The following is a 15,502-nucleotide window of genomic DNA, read 5'->3' as shown; positions in this document are numbered from 1 at the left end:
ACTATGGATAAATTTGTGTACTTATTTCATGAGGGTAATAGTAATATGAGAGATTTACTTGGAGGAAAAGGGGCAAATCTAGCAGAAATGACACGTATCGGTCTGCCAGTCCCATATGGATTCACCATCACTACCCAAGCTTGCAATGCTTACTATGAAACTAGTAAAACCATTCCAGCCATAGTAGAAAAACAAACCTTAGAAGCCCTGACCCGTTTAGAAGAAAAGATGGGTAAAAAATTAGGCGATCCGCAAAATCCATTGCTGGTTTCCGTTCGTTCCGGTTCCGTTTTTTCCATGCCTGGTATGATGGATACCATTTTGAACCTAGGAATGAATGATGAAACAGTTGTGGGTATGGCTAAATTAACGAATAATCCTCGGTTCTCTTATGATTCTTACCGCCGTTTTATTCAAATGTTTAGTAATGTGGTCCTTGAAATTGATACCTACTATTTTGAACAATTTTTAGAAGAAACTCGCGAACATAAGGGTTATTCCTCTGACCCTGAAATGACATCAGAAGACTGGAAGGAAGTTATAGTTGGTTATAAAGGAATTGTTAAAAAACATACAAGAAAAGATTTTCCACAAGATCCAAAAGAACAGCTGTTCCTTGCTATAAATGCTGTATTCAATTCTTGGAACAATCAACGTGCAATCGTTTACCGCCGGCTTAATAAAATTCCTGATCACTTAGGGACTGCCGTTAATATTCAAAGTATGGTCTTCGGTAATATGGGAAATGATTCTGGTACGGGTGTAGCCTTCACTAGAAATCCTTCAACAGGTGAGCATGTCCTTTATGGGGAATATTTAATCAATGCCCAAGGGGAAGATGTGGTTGCGGGAATTCGCACTCCGCAGCCGATTGCTACTTTGAAGGACGAAATGCCAAGTGTTTACAAACAATTTTCTGATACATGCAAACGACTTGAGCAGCATTATAAAGAGATGCAGGATATTGAGTTCACCGTAGAACGTGGAAAGCTTTTTATCCTTCAAACACGAAATGGGAAGCGCACGGCACAAGCAGCTATTCGAATTGCTGTTGAAATGGTGGAAGAGGGAATTATTGATAAGAAGACCGCATTATTGCGTGTCGATCCAGATCAATTGAATCAATTATTGCATCGCCGTATTGATGATAAATTTACAAAGAAAATTTTAGCTAAAGGCCTGCCAGCATCACCAGGGGCGGCAACCGGTCAGGTTGTTTTTGATGCAGATGAAGCCGAAAGTTTAAGCAATGATGGTAAAAAAGTAATCCTTGTAAGACCGGAGACAACTCCAGACGATATTCATGGTATTGTCGCATCGGAAGCGATTTTAACAAGCCGAGGCGGAATGACCAGCCATGCTGCCGTTGTTGCACGCGGTATGGGTAAAGCCTGTATATGTGGGTGTGAAGCCCTCAAAATCGATGTGAAGGCGAAACAATTTACCGTTGGCGGAACCCTCGTAAACTACGGTGATGTTATTACCATTGATGGATCCACAGGTGAAATTATGCTGGGAGAAATTCCCATGATTGACCCAGAACTTTCCGATGAGTTCCAACTTTTGCTTGCATGGGCCGACCAAGAACGGAAAATTGGCGTTCGTGCCAATGCGGATAACCCAGAGGATGCAAAGAAATCATTTGAGTTTGGTGCCGGTGGAATTGGCTTATGCCGGACTGAACATATGTTTATGGATCTGAAACGGATTCCAATCGTGCAAAAAATGATCTTAGCTGAAAATTTTGAGGAGAGAATGGACGCTCTTAGTCAGCTTTTACCCATGCAGCAAGGAGATTTTGAAGGTATTTTCGAGGCGATGCAAGGATTCCCTGTTACGATCCGGTTATTAGACCCGCCGTTACATGAATTTTTACCAGATAAAGAGGAGCTGCTAGTAGAAGTAACCAAGCTTCAAATAACGGATCCACAATCTGCTGAATTAAAGAAAAAAGAGCAGTTACTTAAAAAGGTCCGGCAATTAGACGAGTTTAATCCGATGCTTGGCCACCGCGGCTGCCGTTTAGGGATGATTTATCCAGAAATTTATGAAATGCAAGCAACAGCCATCTTCCATGCTGCAGCCAAACTTGCTGAAAAAGGCATGGAGGTTCAGCCTGAAATCATGATTCCATTGGTGGGCCATGTGAATGAATTAAAGCAAATGAGACGATTGGTCATTGATGCCGCTATCAAAGTACAAGCAGAAACAGGTAGAAATTTTAATTATACGATTGGAACCATGATTGAAATTCCACGGGCTGCCTTAACGGCTGATCAAATTGCAGAGGAAGCGGATTTCTTCTCATTCGGAACCAATGATTTAACACAGACCACATTCGGTTACAGCCGTGATGATGCTGAAGGCAAATTCTTGCAAGCATATATTGAAAATAAAGTGCTGCCAGAAAATCCATTTGCTGTCCTTGACCAGGACGGTGTTGGTAAATTGGTTGAAATAGGCGTGAAATTAGGCCGTGCGACTAAGCCTTCGTTAAAAACAGGTATCTGCGGAGAGCATGGAGGAGAGAAAAGCTCGATCGATTTCTGCTACAGAACAGGTTTAGATTATGTGAGCTGCTCCCCATACCGCGTTCCACTTGCACGGTTGGCAGCTGCACAAGCAACCATTCGTCATGAGTTAAATAAGGAAGAAGTTTATACAACAGCATAAAAATTTGTACTAGAGGCCGGCTCCTTTTAATGGAGTAGGCCTCTTAATTTTTGCTAAGGTAGATTCGCAAATAAAAGGTTCAGATTCGCAAAAAAATTGATTGAATTCGCAAATAAAAACTATTTTTGAGCTATTAAACAAGATCTAGTGTGGGTTTAGCCTTAATATTTCTGCTTATACTATAAAAAAATGAAAAGGGGACTATGTATGGGGGCTATTGAGCGCAGCAACTATCGATTTATACCTGAATTTAGCGTCATTCATCAAAATGGTGCAATCCATGTATATAATAATGAGAATTTTATCGAAGAAATTAAATTTCAGTTTTCAGGAAAGTTTCCTGAATTTGATCAAATCGAAGAATTGGTTGATCAATATTGTCAAACACATAATATATAAAGAACACTTGTTCGGTATTTTGATTAATGCTATAATGAAAATGCAATAGAATCGTTTTCTCAAGGGTGGACGGCACATCTCCGATTGAAAGGGGGTGATGCTATTGACAGTATTTCAAGCATTGATGTTAGCTTTATCATTTGCTAGTCTTATTGTCACGGTTCTGTCTTTCCACAAAAAAAAATAATCCACCCTTGAGCCGGCAAGCATAAGAGGTGGATTATTGCTCTATTCGCCGATCCCCGTCAGGGAACCAACTATTGCATGACCGAGCTTCTTTGTCGCCATGCTCGGTCTTTTTTACTATATGTTCATCTATACTCACATTATACATAAATTTAATGAAAAAGGAAATTCAAAAATAATTGAGGAGGGATCAAGATGACTAAATTAACCATCATTTATCCCCAAGCAATCGAACAAACCAAAACGAAGGTATATGAAGATATAGACCGGTTTTTAGAAACGAAAGAAAATCTGCCATTATTTGAACAATACCTAATGGACCGCGGCCCTTATTTAGAACAAATTTGGATTAATGTTTGGTTGAACAAATCAACTAATGATGTTCCGAAAAATGAAAAGAAACAATTTTTAAGCGATAAAGGGTTTGAAGTACAAGGAATCGATCGAAAACTCTTGAACAAACTATTTCGTGATGAAATGAGAACTTACTATCCTTTTTCCACAATGGCCTGGATAAAAAACGAACTCAGTGGAATGGAAGATTTGTGGGCTCAACGTTATCAGAATGCAAAGATTAACTTTATAAAGCAAAAAGAACAAAAACAACTGGAAGAAAAGAAACAATCAATTAGGAATGAAATTGAGGATATTGCAGTAGGGATTTTAGAAGAACAATATGATCGATTCTATTTAAATGCCCGTCACTTTGTTGCAAAACAACTCGCTGCAGATTTAAAAAATAATGTAAAGTTTCAATCTGTCGATACCTTCGCACTTGAGGAAAAGCTAGTGGACCAAGGTTCCTTTAATCCATCGACCTATAGAACGGTAGCGGCATTTTTTGAGGAGTTAACGGGTGATATACATAAAACACAACACTGGGGGCGGAGCCTATATGAATATCAAACGTATTTCTTCGTTTATGAGAGTTTGATTTCCGATTTTGTATCCGAGTTTGTTCCCCAACAAGTGTTAGAACAATTGCCTGCTAAGTTGAAGGACGATTTTTATGAAACTTTTCATGAGCCATTATCAACTTCGTTCGTAAAAGGCAGTATGGCGGAACCATTATATGATGTTGAAGGTTATATTATTGAAGATATTCAAGCGGAGTACTTGGTTGACTTAATAAGTTTAGCAGAAGTTCCGTTTGATCTTAAGAAACACAAGGATATCTTTGAACGGGATTTTCAGAAGCGGGAACAAAGATTGAAAGAAGAGCAGGAAGAACTCCAGCGAAAAAAAGATGCAGAAGAACGGATGATGAAAGAGATATTTGCAGCGGAATACGACCCTTTTTTACAACGTCAAGTCCGTTACGTGCTTCATATTGGTGAAACCAATACAGGGAAAACCCATCATGCGCTTGAAAGAATGAAAGAGGCAGGCAGTGGGTTATATTTAGCACCGCTCCGGCTTTTAGCACTAGAGGTCTATGATAAGTTGAATAACGAGGGGACATCGTGCTCTTTAAAAACCGGTGAGGAAGAAAAAATTAACCCAGATGCAAGCCACATTTCTTGTACAGTTGAAATGTTCCATGAAAAAGAGTATTACGAAGTTGTTGTTATCGATGAAGCGCAAATGATTACTGACAAAGACCGTGGTTTCTCTTGGTATAAAGCTATTACGAAAGCAAATGCTGAAGAAGTCCATATCATTGGGAGCAGAAATTCGCAATCGATGCTGTTACAATTGCTAGGTGATGCAGACATTACCATTTATGAATATAGTCGTGATACCCCGCTCGAGGTTGAAGCGAAAGAATTTCATATTAAACATATCAAAAAAGGAGATGCTCTGATCTGTTTTTCAAGAAGGCGGGTTCTCGAAACTGCTTCCCGTCTGCAAAATGACGGCCATTCAGTCAGCATGATTTATGGCAGTATGCCTCCTGAAACAAGAAAAAAACAGATTGAGCAATTTAACGAGGGAAAAACAAAAGTCATTGTGGCAACAGATGCGATCGGAATGGGTTTAAACTTGCCAATTCGGCGAATTGTTTTTTTAGAAAATGAAAAATTTGATGGGACACGAAGGCGCCTCTTAACTTCACAAGAGGTGAAGCAAATTGCCGGCCGTGCAGGTCGTAAAGGAATCTATAATATCGGTAAAGTTGCTTTTACAAATGATATAAAAAAAATGAGGAATTTACTGATGCAAGAGGATGAACCTGTTCATACCTTTGCCATCGCTCCAACGAATTCTGTCTTTGAACGGTTCCAACACTACTATCATGACCTAGGTACATTTTTTGAGTTATGGGGAAAATTTGAAAGTCCTAAAGGGACCAAAAAGGCCTCCCTTTCTGAGGAAAAGTCGCTATATCAAATCATTGCAGGAACCGAAATTGAAGCTCGACTCTCCTTAATGGATCTTTACGGGTTTTTACACTTGCCTTTTTCAAAAAATGAGCCTTTGTTAACCAAACAGTGGGAAGAAACAATGTACGCTCTCATTCAAGGAAGGGAATTGCCTGAACCGCTTGTTAAAGAGAGAAGCTTGGAGGAATTAGAATTAAGTTATAAGGCAATTGGTCTACATCTCTTGTTTTTGTATCGATTGGGCGAACGTACAGAAGCTATCTATTGGGAACGGTTACGGGAAGAAGTTAGTGATCGGGTACAAGATCGGCTTAAAACGGATATTAAAAAATTCGTTAAGAAATGCAAAACCTGTGGAAAAAAACTTCCCTGGGATCATTCCTTTCCGACCTGTGATTCCTGCCATGCCGCAAAATATAGGAAATATCGATATGGTGATGATTACCAATCATAACTACATATCGATATATAACTTTTCTGTTTAAATCACAGATCTAAATCAGCTTATTCCACAGATAAACCTGGATTCCCAAAAACTCGGGTTTATTTGTGGATGACCATGAATAGGAGATATTGTTCTGCAGTAATCACGTTTTTTCGAATTTAAAAAGTATATTCAGCTATTAAGCCCATATCATGAATATAAAGGAGTGTGAAAGGCTTATGGCGGTTCATATAGTAAAGATGGGTGAAAACTTGTGGTCAATTTCCAATATGTACGGAGTTCCTATACAAACAATTGTAGAGAATAATGGGTTGTCATCCACCAGTATCGTCCCCGGACTTGCATTATATCTTCCAGACAAACGCTCAACACTCCGTTCTTATCAAATAAAAGCAGGCGATCATATTTGGCAGTTAGCCAAACGGTTTAATACGGACATTCCTACAATTTTAACAGCTAATCCTGGCATTAACCCGAATCAACTTAACATAGGTCAAATCATTCATATTCCAACTACATTCAAATTAGAAATAGCTACACTTGGATTTTTGGTGCCTTCTTCAGAAAGTGCCAATCTTGCCATCCTTGAAGAACTTGCGGGACAATTGACCTATTTAGCAGTGGTAGCTTATCAATTTACGGAAGCAGGATTCGTTTATAATGTTACCAAGGATGCGGAAATTGTGAAAAAATGTAAAGAATTGAACATTTCGCCGTTATTGATGGTACGAAATTATACCGGCACTGCGTTTAGTGCAGAACTAGTTGGGAAGGTACTTGAAAATCCAACATTTCGCAGAAACTTAATAGCAAGTATTGTGAATTTAATTTTACAAAGAGGCTTTAGCGGGGTCAGCATTGATTTTGAATTTATTCCACCAGCACGTCGCAAGGATTTCAATACATTTTTAATAGAGTTAAAACAAGCGTTAGGTGAACTTATTTTACATGTTAATGTACACGCCAAAACAGCAGACTTTCCAACTAACCAGATTGTTGGTGCTCATGATTATGCAGTGATCGGAAAAATTGCTGATATTGTTGCAGTGATGACAATTGATTATGGATATCCAGGTGGACCTCCTGATCCTATTGCCCCGATTCCATGGATGGAAAAAGTGCTAGAATACTCCATTACGCAAATTAATCCACGAAAATTACAAATCGCAATGTCTCTTTACGGGTATGACAAGGTTGTTCATACAAATGCAACCCGCGCATTATCGGTTTTAGCCGCTCAAAATCAAGCGATATCTACTGGTTCACCAATAAAATTTGATACCATTAATAAATCCCCTTGGTACCATTACTGGACAGATGCACAAGAGCATACTGTATGGTTTGAAGATATACGTAGTTATATCGAAAAGTATCGCTTAATTGATCTTTATCAGTTAGCAGGGACCACCTATTGGCAAATAAGCCTTCCTGCGCCGCAGAATTGGGCATATTTAAGAAACAATATAACAGTAGTAAAATGAATCTTTATTTTAAAATTCATTATTTCCAATTAACATATAACATTGAAATTTTGGACAAACTCTTGGAAAAAAGGAAGGCTGGATCATGATTGAATAACAAGGCTAAATATTTGCTGCTTGGACTTTTCATTTCACTAACTGTTTTAGTACCTAACACACATGTGTATGCAATAAATAGTAATGAGTACATAGCACAGCAGCTTAATCAACTAATTATGAAAGAAACAGCTCTCCAAGGGGCAATTGCAGGAATTAGTATAAGATCCGCAACAAATGGTGCCATCCTTTATGAATATCAAGGCAATGTTCGCTTACGTCCAGCCTCTAACATGAAACTATTAACAGCAGCTGCTGCTCTAAATGTTTTAGGTGAGGACTATACTTTCGGGACTGAAGTCCTCACAGATAGTCCAATTAAAAACAAAGTCCTATTAGGTAGTCTCTATTTAAAAGGAAAGGGAGATCCCACCTTATTGAAAACAGATTTTGAGCAGATGGCCTCTGACCTAGTGCAGCATGGGATCAAAAGGATTAAAGGGAATTTGGTCGGAGATGATTCGCGCTATGATGATATCCGGTACTCGCTGGATTTGCCATGGAGTGATGAAACAACTTATTATGGGGCACAGATATCTGCTTTAACAGCTTCACCGTCGAAAGATTATGATTCAGGTTCTATTCAAATCAAGGTAAGGCCCGGATTAAAAAGTGGAGACAAACCAAATGTAGCAATAACACCGAAAACGAGGTATGTGAAGATCATCAATCAAGCTGTAACAGTTGGAGCCGATGAAAAAAGGAAAATTACGATCGTGCGGGAACATGCAAAGAACATTGTCATCATCAAAGGTACAATTCCAGTAAAGGCTAGGGAAAGTAAAGAGTGGATTGGCGTGTGGAATCCGACTCTTTTTGCCACAACCCTTTTTAAACAATCATTAGCAAAACATGGAATAACCATTTCCGGTAAAGTTACAACAGGAAGGGTACCTGATACTGCCAGGCTGATAACGAGTCATCAATCAATGGCATTATCCGAGTTACTAGTTCCTTTTATGAAGTTAAGCAATAATGTCCATGCAGAAACACTAATAAAGGAAATCGGCAAGGTGGAAAAAGGGGAAGGCAGTTGGGAACAAGGTTTAACGGTCTTGAGGACGGAAATGTCTAAATTTGGGGTTAATACAAAAACTTTAGTTATCAGAGATGGATCAGGAATATCACATGTAAATCTCATCCCAGCCAATCAACTCTCGCAGCTTTTATTTGCGGTTCAAAAGGAAAAGTGGTTTCCTAATTATTTAAGTTCGCTTCCTGTGGCTGGTTGTCGAGACAAAATGGTGGGTGGTTCCCTAAGAAATCGCTTAAAGAATCCAAACACTATTGGTAAGGTGAGAGCAAAAACTGGAACGATTTCTACTGTCAGTTCTTTATCAGGCTATGTGAATACGAAAAGCGGCCAAACGTTAATTTTTTCAATCCTTTTAAATAATCTGTTGGATGAAACACAAGGGAAAAGGATTGAGGATGAGATTGTTAATATTTTAGCCGACCAATAACAAAGATATTATGTTCTCCTATATTTGAGAAGTCATTACATTAAAATTCTAAATAAATTCTTGAAAATTTCAAAAATTGATTTTACTATTAAAATGATTACTACATACTAGAAGTTTCGCAAATGGGAGAGCGGGAAAATGAATGTTTATAAAAAGCAAGGACAACTACTTTCGGAGCGTTTTGAAGTGGCCTTTAATCAAGTTCATGACGCTCTTAGGGATATAGTTCAAATTAATGATGAGAGATTTGTAGTGTTGGTAAAAATTGGGGCAAAAAAATATCAAATTATTGAAACATTTAAGAAAGATTTAGAGCAATATGCCAGGTTAAGAAATGCTATTGTGCACGAAAAAATGGAGGTTGGCTTTTATATTGCCGAACCGAATGCAAAGGTAGTAAATCATATTGAAAAAATTGCCAATGTATTAAGCCGGCCAAATTACGCATTGTCTATTGCTTCAAAAAATGTGGTTTATTTTGATATGCAAGAAAGTATCTTAAATGTGACTGCAGCAATTAAGGAGTACGGTTATTCTAAATTCCCTATTTATCAAAACAAAAAATGTATTGGACTCTTGACTGCAGGATCGATTATGAAATGGATGGCCCAAAGTATGGACAGCGGGATGGTAAATCTTTCAGAAGTTTATGTTTCTGATATAATGATATACGAAAAGGAACATCCTATAGAGATTGTTGCTAAGGATATTAATATTTTTGAAGTTGAAAATATCTTTGAAAAAGCCCACAAAAAGAAACGGAAAATTGAAGGAGTTATCATAACTGAAAATGGAAAAACAGATGAGGCACCACTGGGTATGATTACTGCGTGGGATTTAATAGAAATTGATTATAATGTTGAGTAATAGGTATTAGAAAAAGATTAATTAAAAAACCCCCTTGAGTTGGATCTATTGTCCAACTCAAGGGGGTCACTTCACCTTCCATGCGTTTTGCTCTAAGTGAAGAATATTTTTCCATTTTTATCAAGGCATATCATCAAAATCAAACTCACTTAACTGATCCATGTGGCTAGCAATCATCGCGATAATGGTGGACGCTTCTTCTTTGCTAAAAATAAAATGGGACTCATCCTTTATTAATTCATCATCGGTTGTCCAAATTCGGTTAATGCGTTTTAAGATGCCGTCACCTGTTTCTGGCACCACGCCAAATTGATAGGTGACCTCAACTTCATCCTCATGTTTGAAGGCTGTCACTTCAGGGGTGGACCAGTCGACATCAATTTCTTCTAAAATATCATCAGAGCTGATTTGTTCTGCTTCGTAATACTCATCTACAATGTCATCTGTTACACATTCATCTACATCAAATTCTTGTTCAGTTTGCAGATAGACCCCATCATCCGTGTAATGATTATCGCCATTGATATAGTCATGAAGACTTGCGTGAACCTCCTCTATAATCTCCTCAATGTCTGAAAGAATGATTTTAGCCGTGTGACCACTGTCCACATCGAAGGAATCGATGTAAAATTCTTCATTCTGCGGATCAAAGAAGAGAGAGCAGAAATAATCACGGTCAAGTTCTTTCGTATCCACATCTGCTGTATCAACGAAAAACTCAATTCTTGGATGTTTAGAGGCTCTTTCAATGGTCATTTGACCAACTTGATTATATTCATCACAAATTGATTCCAAGTGCCCCTGTAATTCAGCACATACTCTGTCAAACCATTCTAACGACATCAAACATCCCATCCTCTCATTGTTATCGGGGTTATTATTTCCAATGGTAAAATAATTATGTTCGAAACCATCCTATGAGCACATAGGATTAGTTTTTAAACGCTGTATGTTACTATATTACTTAACTAAAGAAAAAAGAGGTGTTGACATGAAAATTGAAGTTTGGTCAGATTATGTATGTCCGTTTTGTTATATTGGGAAACGCCGGTTAGAAGAGGCGTTAAATCATTTTCCACATAAAGATCAGGTAGAGGTTGAATTTAAAAGTTTTGAGCTTGATCCAACTTCTCCGAAAAATAGCGGTGAAAATATTCACGAGATGTTAGCTAAAAAATATGGGATGAGTATTGAACAGGCTAAACAGGCAAACCAAGGTGTTGGTCAACAAGCTGCGACCGTTGGGTTAACATTTAATTTCGATGAAATGAAACCTACGAATACGTTTGATGCGCACCGATTGGCAAAATTTGCAAAGATACAAGGGAAGGAACCTGTATTATCCGAGAAGCTTTTGCATGCCTATTTTACTGATTCGAAGAACATCGGAGACTTTGATACGTTAGCAGACCTTGCGGAAGCATCTGGTTTGAACCGCCAAGAAGTGATAGATGTACTTAATGATAAAACCGCGTATGCTTATGAAGTTCGTGAAGACGAGGGAATTGCTCAACAATATGGAATTGGCGGGGTGCCATATTTTATAATTAATTCAAAATATGCTATCTCAGGTGCACAGCCAATTGAAACGTTCAAAGGTGCCTTACAAAAAGTTTGGGAGGAAGAATCTCCGGCTCCTATTCTGCAGGATCTCTCCACAGAAAATAATGTAAGCTGTGAGGATGGCAGCTGTATCATTCCAGAGAAATAGAATGTTAGGCCTTAATAAAATAATAAATGGGAAAAGGTCTATTTGGATCTTTTCCCATTTTTATTTATAATAGGACAATTACTTGCGTCTTCTAATCCATAATTCCCACATATTTCCGTTTTCCCAGCAATATTTCGTTTGCGTATTTCCATTGACTGAGTTTCGCCATCCAGAACAATTGCTACATCTTTTATGCTTTCGTCTGGAAGTTACACGTCTTGAAGTTACACGTCTTGAAGTTACACGTCTTGAAGTTACGCGTCTTGAAGTTACACGTCTTGAAGTATTTCTTCGTGTTGTGTTGCGATTTCTGGAAGTTTGCCGTCGAGACGTGTTTCTCCGGGATGTCATCCTTTTTCTTGTTGTTCTTCTCCGTGACGTGCCGCGATTGCGACCTGGATCTCGGAACATAAAGTCCCCAAAACCACCTCGGCTTACTTCATCTGCTGCCCTTTGAATATCCTCTGATGAAAATTCACTCATATTTTGCACCTCCTTTACATCTAGAAAAGGGAGTACGAATACCAAAATTTGTTCATTGAAACTCACTCTTCTTTTAATAATTTACGTTTATAAGGTTGTCCTTGTTTGGGACAAAAGCCTATGAAGAGAAAAATTGCTAATGTAGTGTGACCGCTATCCGTTTTTATTCATACGAATAAAAGAAGGAGGAATAAAAATGGACGAGGTTATACAGATTCCGCAATATAAGCTTTTTATTAACCCCAAGGACCTTAGGGAACTCAAAAGAGACATTTGGATTGATGATCCGATTCCTGCTCAATTAACGATTGAAGGTAGACGACTTGATATTGATTTAAGCTATCGCGGCTCCCATATTCGTGACTTTGTAAAAAAATCCTATCAAATAGCCTTTTATAAACCATCCATCTTTAAAGGCTCTAAACTAGTACATCTCAATGCGGAATATAAGGATCCCTCTCTTATACGGAATAAACTGTCCTTTGATTTCTTTTCAGAAATTGGCATATTATCACCAAAGTCTAGCCATATTTTTTTAACTCAAAACGGTAAAGCGGAAGGGGTTTATTTGGAAATCGAATCGGTAGATGAGAATTTTTTAAGTAGAAGGAACCGTTCAACCGGAAGCATTTTTTATGCAGTCGATGGGGATGCAAATTTCTCACTTATGAGTGATTTAGACAAAGAAACAAAAAAGTCGTTAGAGCTGGGCTATGAAAGAAAGTATGGAGATGTTACAGAAGACTACTATTTAGAGGAACTTATTTTTAAAATTAATACGATCCCTCGGAGTAATTTTGAAAAGGAAATTTCTAGATATATCGATGTCGATAAATACCTCCGTTGGATTGCTGGGATTATTTTTACATCAAATTATGATGGATTCGTTCATAATTATGCAGTCTATCGTAATGGAGATACCGGATTATTTGAAGTCATACCGTGGGATTATGATGCAACTTGGGGAAGAGATGTAAACGGAAAAATAATGGAAGCAAATTATGTCCCAATTGATGGTTTTAATACATTAACTGCAAGGATGTTAGACATCGATCAAATTAGAAAACAATATCGTTATTTATTGCAACAAATAATGAAACATCAATTTACGATTGAATATATGATGCCGAAGGTAGAAAAACTCCTCCATATAATTCGACCATATGTGTTAAAGGATCCCTATATTAGGGGAAATATTGATGACTTTGATAAAGAATTTGACGTGATTTCAACTTATATAAAAGAAAGAAGTAAGTACTTGCAAAGAAAACTTCCTTCGTTGGAATAGTATAGTCTAATCAGAATAAAAAAAGATGCCAAGGGCATCTTTTGAATTTTAAAGTTATTTTTTCGAGAGAATTATCACCGATTAGGTCTCCAAAGGTTTCTTTCCAAAGTATATCCTTTCACTTTAAAATTATCGTATGGTGTTGCACTCCAGCCAAAATTATCTTGTCCATTGTTGCAACCGCGTACTCCATTATGTCCCGAGTACCTTCTTCTTGAAGTATTGCGTCTTGAAGTATTGCGTCTTGAAGTATTGCGTCTTGAAGTATTGCGTCTTGAAGTATTACGTCTTGAAGTATTGCGTCTTGAAGTATTGCGTCTTGAAGTATTGCGTCTTGAAGTATTGCGTCTTGAAGTATTGCGTCTTGAAGTATTGCGTCTTGAAGTATTGCGTCTTGAAGTATTGCGTCTTGAAGTATTGCGTCTTGAAGTATTGCGTCTTGAAGTAATACGTCTTGAAGTATTGCGTCTTGAAGTAATACGTCTTGAAGTAATACGTCTTGAAGTATTGCGACGAGAAGTCACCATAACGGAAGTAGGGCGATTTCGGGAAGTATTGCGACGAGAAGTCACCATAACGGAAGTAGGGCGATTTCGGGAAGTATTGCGACGAGAAGTCACCATAACGGAAGTAGGGCGATTTCGGGAAGTATTGCGACGAGAAGTTACCATAACGGAAGTAGGGCGATTTCGGGAAGTATTGCGACGAGAAGTTACCATAACGGAAGTAGGGCGATTTCGGGAAGTATTGCGACGAGAAGTCACCATAACGAAAATAGGGCGATTTCGGGAAGTATTGCGACGAGAAGTCACCATAACAGAAGTAGGACGATTTCGGGAAGTATTGCGACGAGAAGTCACCATAACAGAAGTAGGGCGATTTCGGGAAGTGTTGCGACGAGAAGTCACCATAACAGAAGTAGAACGATTTTGGGAAGTATTGCGACGAGAAGTCACCATGACAGAAGTAGGACGATTTCGGGAAGTGTTGCGTCTTGAAGTCACCATGACAGAAGTTTGGCGGTTTCTCGAAGTGTTTCTGCCTCGTGTATTTTGTTTTCTTAATGAAGTTCTTTTTTGGGAAGTCCTTCGACCTTTTGGGTGCTTTCGTCTACCAGGCTTTTTGTGAAGTGTTCTCTTTTTTGTTCCAGGGTCATTAAACATGTGCTTCCCATGCCCAGTTTTTATAACATCCTCTGCTGCCCTTTGAATTTCATCTGAAGAAAAGTGTTTCATTTTTTCACCTCTTATAAATTAATATCGAAAAAGAGGACAGAATTCTGGTAATCAGCAAGTTTCGCTGCTTGTCTCCTATTCTCTTACTAATTTACGTAGAAGCTGGACTATTGGTATAGGGTAATTGCTTAATTATAAAAAAGATTTTCCTTTCTGGCAGAGCAAGACGGTAAATCATTAAAGAAAATAAGATTACTGTTTTTTGTTAGAGAAGATTTTTGTCCAAAAATTGGATAAAAGTTGTTACATTAAAACCCGGAAAATTGAGTCCGACCCATATTAATGAAATAAAGGAGAGGAAATTCTCCTTTATTCCAATTATGAATAGTAAAAAAAAGTGATCAACAGAAAAGATGGAATAATAATAATCTTAAAATTAGTTAGCTGCTTTAAAAGGATAAATTTTTCACTCGTTTAAGCACCATTTCTTCAAAATCAGGATGATTAATATCCAGCCCGATAATTTCATTTCTAAAGGACTTAAATCGACCATTCTCTACTTCCAATGTAAAATAACCTCTATCACTTAAAAGGTTAATGTCTCCAATAATATTTTTTCTCTGAACAGGATCAAACAAGTTTATTAATTTAGGATTACTTGGATGTGGTTTGAACCTACATCCACGCTCCACACAAACTCGGACAATGTTCCGTACTTTTGGATGAGTGATACTGTCTATTTTTTTGGTTACATCGGCACCAACCATAATAATCATTCTCCTTTCCCATCGTAAAACATTATTCAGAAGGGGGAAAAGATATTCATATTTTTATTTTTTAAATAGTAAGTTAATTTGAAGGAATATTCAAATCAGTGGTGAATTCATTATATGAAATTCCAAATAAAAAAT

General features: G+C 37.9%; 13 protein-coding genes and 1 pseudogene. 9 read left to right on the top strand and 5 right to left on the bottom strand.

Annotated elements, in window-relative coordinates:
• Window positions 1-3 precede the first annotated feature (3 nt).
• The 7 genes from ppdK to AC3ANL_RS15490 all read left to right on the top strand — a co-directional run bounded on the left by ppdK (window position 4) and on the right by AC3ANL_RS15490 (window position 9,934).
• Entirely contained in the window at window positions 4-2,673 is a 2,670-nt protein-coding gene (ppdK, locus tag AC3ANL_RS15520; protein WP_488325337.1) for a pyruvate, phosphate dikinase, read from the top strand.
• Window positions 2,674-2,880: 207 nt separating this feature from the next.
• On the top strand, window positions 2,881-3,072 hold the full coding sequence (locus AC3ANL_RS15515) for a YbxH family protein (protein ID WP_488325336.1): 192 nt from the start codon (window positions 2,881-2,883) through the stop codon (window positions 3,070-3,072).
• Between the two features lie 97 nt (window positions 3,073-3,169).
• On the top strand, window positions 3,170-3,259 hold the full coding sequence (locus AC3ANL_RS15510; RefSeq protein ID WP_488325335.1) for a putative holin-like toxin: 90 nt from the start codon (window positions 3,170-3,172) through the stop codon (window positions 3,257-3,259).
• A gap of 194 nt (window positions 3,260-3,453) precedes the next feature.
• Window positions 3,454-6,036 (top strand): DEAD/DEAH box helicase, encoded by a 2,583-nt coding sequence (locus tag AC3ANL_RS15505; protein WP_488325334.1) that lies wholly within the window; start codon window positions 3,454-3,456, stop codon window positions 6,034-6,036.
• A gap of 209 nt (window positions 6,037-6,245) precedes the next feature.
• On the top strand, window positions 6,246-7,508 hold the full coding sequence (locus AC3ANL_RS15500; protein ID WP_488325333.1) for a LysM peptidoglycan-binding domain-containing protein: 1,263 nt from the start codon (window positions 6,246-6,248) through the stop codon (window positions 7,506-7,508).
• Between the two features lie 89 nt (window positions 7,509-7,597).
• Window positions 7,598-9,067, top strand: coding sequence for a D-alanyl-D-alanine carboxypeptidase/D-alanyl-D-alanine endopeptidase (dacB, locus tag AC3ANL_RS15495; protein WP_488325332.1), 1,470 nt, complete (start codon window positions 7,598-7,600; stop codon window positions 9,065-9,067).
• A gap of 138 nt (window positions 9,068-9,205) precedes the next feature.
• Entirely contained in the window at window positions 9,206-9,934 is a 729-nt protein-coding gene (locus AC3ANL_RS15490; protein ID WP_488325331.1) for a CBS domain-containing protein, read from the top strand.
• A 120-nt stretch (window positions 9,935-10,054) separates the two neighbouring features.
• Here the strand turns inward: AC3ANL_RS15490 and AC3ANL_RS15485 are convergent, their stop codons facing one another.
• Entirely contained in the window at window positions 10,055-10,777 is a 723-nt protein-coding gene (locus AC3ANL_RS15485; RefSeq protein ID WP_488325330.1) for a hypothetical protein, read from the bottom strand.
• A 148-nt stretch (window positions 10,778-10,925) separates the two neighbouring features.
• On the opposite strand from AC3ANL_RS15485, the gene AC3ANL_RS15480 reads away from it, so the two are divergent.
• Window positions 10,926-11,645 carry a DsbA family oxidoreductase gene (locus AC3ANL_RS15480; RefSeq protein ID WP_488325329.1) on the top strand — a complete coding sequence of 240 codons (720 nt, stop codon included), beginning with the start codon at window positions 10,926-10,928 and terminating at the stop codon, window positions 11,643-11,645.
• Between the two features lie 78 nt (window positions 11,646-11,723).
• On the opposite strand, the gene AC3ANL_RS15475 is transcribed toward AC3ANL_RS15480, so the two are convergent.
• Window positions 11,724-12,128: a CotG/ExsB N-terminal domain-containing protein gene (locus AC3ANL_RS15475; protein ID WP_488325328.1), complete on the bottom strand. Its 405-nt coding sequence runs from the start codon at window positions 12,126-12,128 to the stop codon at window positions 11,724-11,726.
• Between the two features lie 196 nt (window positions 12,129-12,324).
• On the opposite strand from AC3ANL_RS15475, the gene AC3ANL_RS15470 reads away from it, so the two are divergent.
• Window positions 12,325-13,416, top strand: coding sequence for a CotH kinase family protein (locus AC3ANL_RS15470; RefSeq protein ID WP_488325327.1), 1,092 nt, complete (start codon window positions 12,325-12,327; stop codon window positions 13,414-13,416).
• Between the two features lie 118 nt (window positions 13,417-13,534).
• On the opposite strand, the gene AC3ANL_RS15465 is transcribed toward AC3ANL_RS15470, so the two are convergent.
• From AC3ANL_RS15465 to AC3ANL_RS15455, 3 genes and pseudogenes are all read right to left on the bottom strand, one after another.
• Window positions 13,535-13,879, bottom strand: a complete 345-nt coding sequence (locus AC3ANL_RS15465; RefSeq protein ID WP_488329739.1) for a pentapeptide repeat-containing protein — start codon at window positions 13,877-13,879, stop codon at window positions 13,535-13,537.
• Window positions 13,880-14,600: 721 nt separating this feature from the next.
• Window positions 14,601-14,651 (bottom strand): annotated as a pseudogene (locus tag AC3ANL_RS15460) (hypothetical protein); the annotation flags it as partial.
• 389 nt (window positions 14,652-15,040) lie between these two features.
• Window positions 15,041-15,367, bottom strand: a complete 327-nt coding sequence (locus AC3ANL_RS15455; protein WP_488325326.1) for a hypothetical protein — start codon at window positions 15,365-15,367, stop codon at window positions 15,041-15,043.
• Window positions 15,368-15,502: the final 135 nt, after the last annotated feature.

Source organism: Neobacillus sp. DHD-1R (assembly GCF_057747995.1).
Note: the sequence above shows the minus strand (reverse complement) of the source record. Positions and strands in the feature narration are given on the sequence as shown.

Excerpts from the sequence above, each read along its gene's own strand:
- ppdK (WP_488325337.1), top strand. The coding sequence starts at position 4 with ATGGATAAATTTGTGTACTTATTTCATGAGGGTAATAGTAATATGAGA.
- AC3ANL_RS15515 (WP_488325336.1), top strand. The coding sequence starts at position 2,881 with ATGGGGGCTATTGAGCGCAGCAACTATCGATTTATACCTGAATTTAGC.
- AC3ANL_RS15510 (WP_488325335.1), top strand. The coding sequence starts at position 3,170 with ATGCTATTGACAGTATTTCAAGCATTGATGTTAGCTTTATCATTTGCT.
- AC3ANL_RS15505 (WP_488325334.1), top strand. The coding sequence starts at position 3,454 with ATGACTAAATTAACCATCATTTATCCCCAAGCAATCGAACAAACCAAA.
- AC3ANL_RS15500 (WP_488325333.1), top strand. The coding sequence starts at position 6,246 with ATGGCGGTTCATATAGTAAAGATGGGTGAAAACTTGTGGTCAATTTCC.
- AC3ANL_RS15490 (WP_488325331.1), top strand. The coding sequence starts at position 9,206 with ATGAATGTTTATAAAAAGCAAGGACAACTACTTTCGGAGCGTTTTGAA.
- AC3ANL_RS15485 (WP_488325330.1), bottom strand. The coding sequence starts at position 10,777 with ATGTCGTTAGAATGGTTTGACAGAGTATGTGCTGAATTACAGGGGCAC.
- AC3ANL_RS15480 (WP_488325329.1), top strand. The coding sequence starts at position 10,926 with ATGAAAATTGAAGTTTGGTCAGATTATGTATGTCCGTTTTGTTATATT.
- AC3ANL_RS15475 (WP_488325328.1), bottom strand. The coding sequence starts at position 12,128 with ATGAGTGAATTTTCATCAGAGGATATTCAAAGGGCAGCAGATGAAGTA.
- AC3ANL_RS15470 (WP_488325327.1), top strand. The coding sequence starts at position 12,325 with ATGGACGAGGTTATACAGATTCCGCAATATAAGCTTTTTATTAACCCC.
- AC3ANL_RS15455 (WP_488325326.1), bottom strand. The coding sequence starts at position 15,367 with ATGATTATTATGGTTGGTGCCGATGTAACCAAAAAAATAGACAGTATC.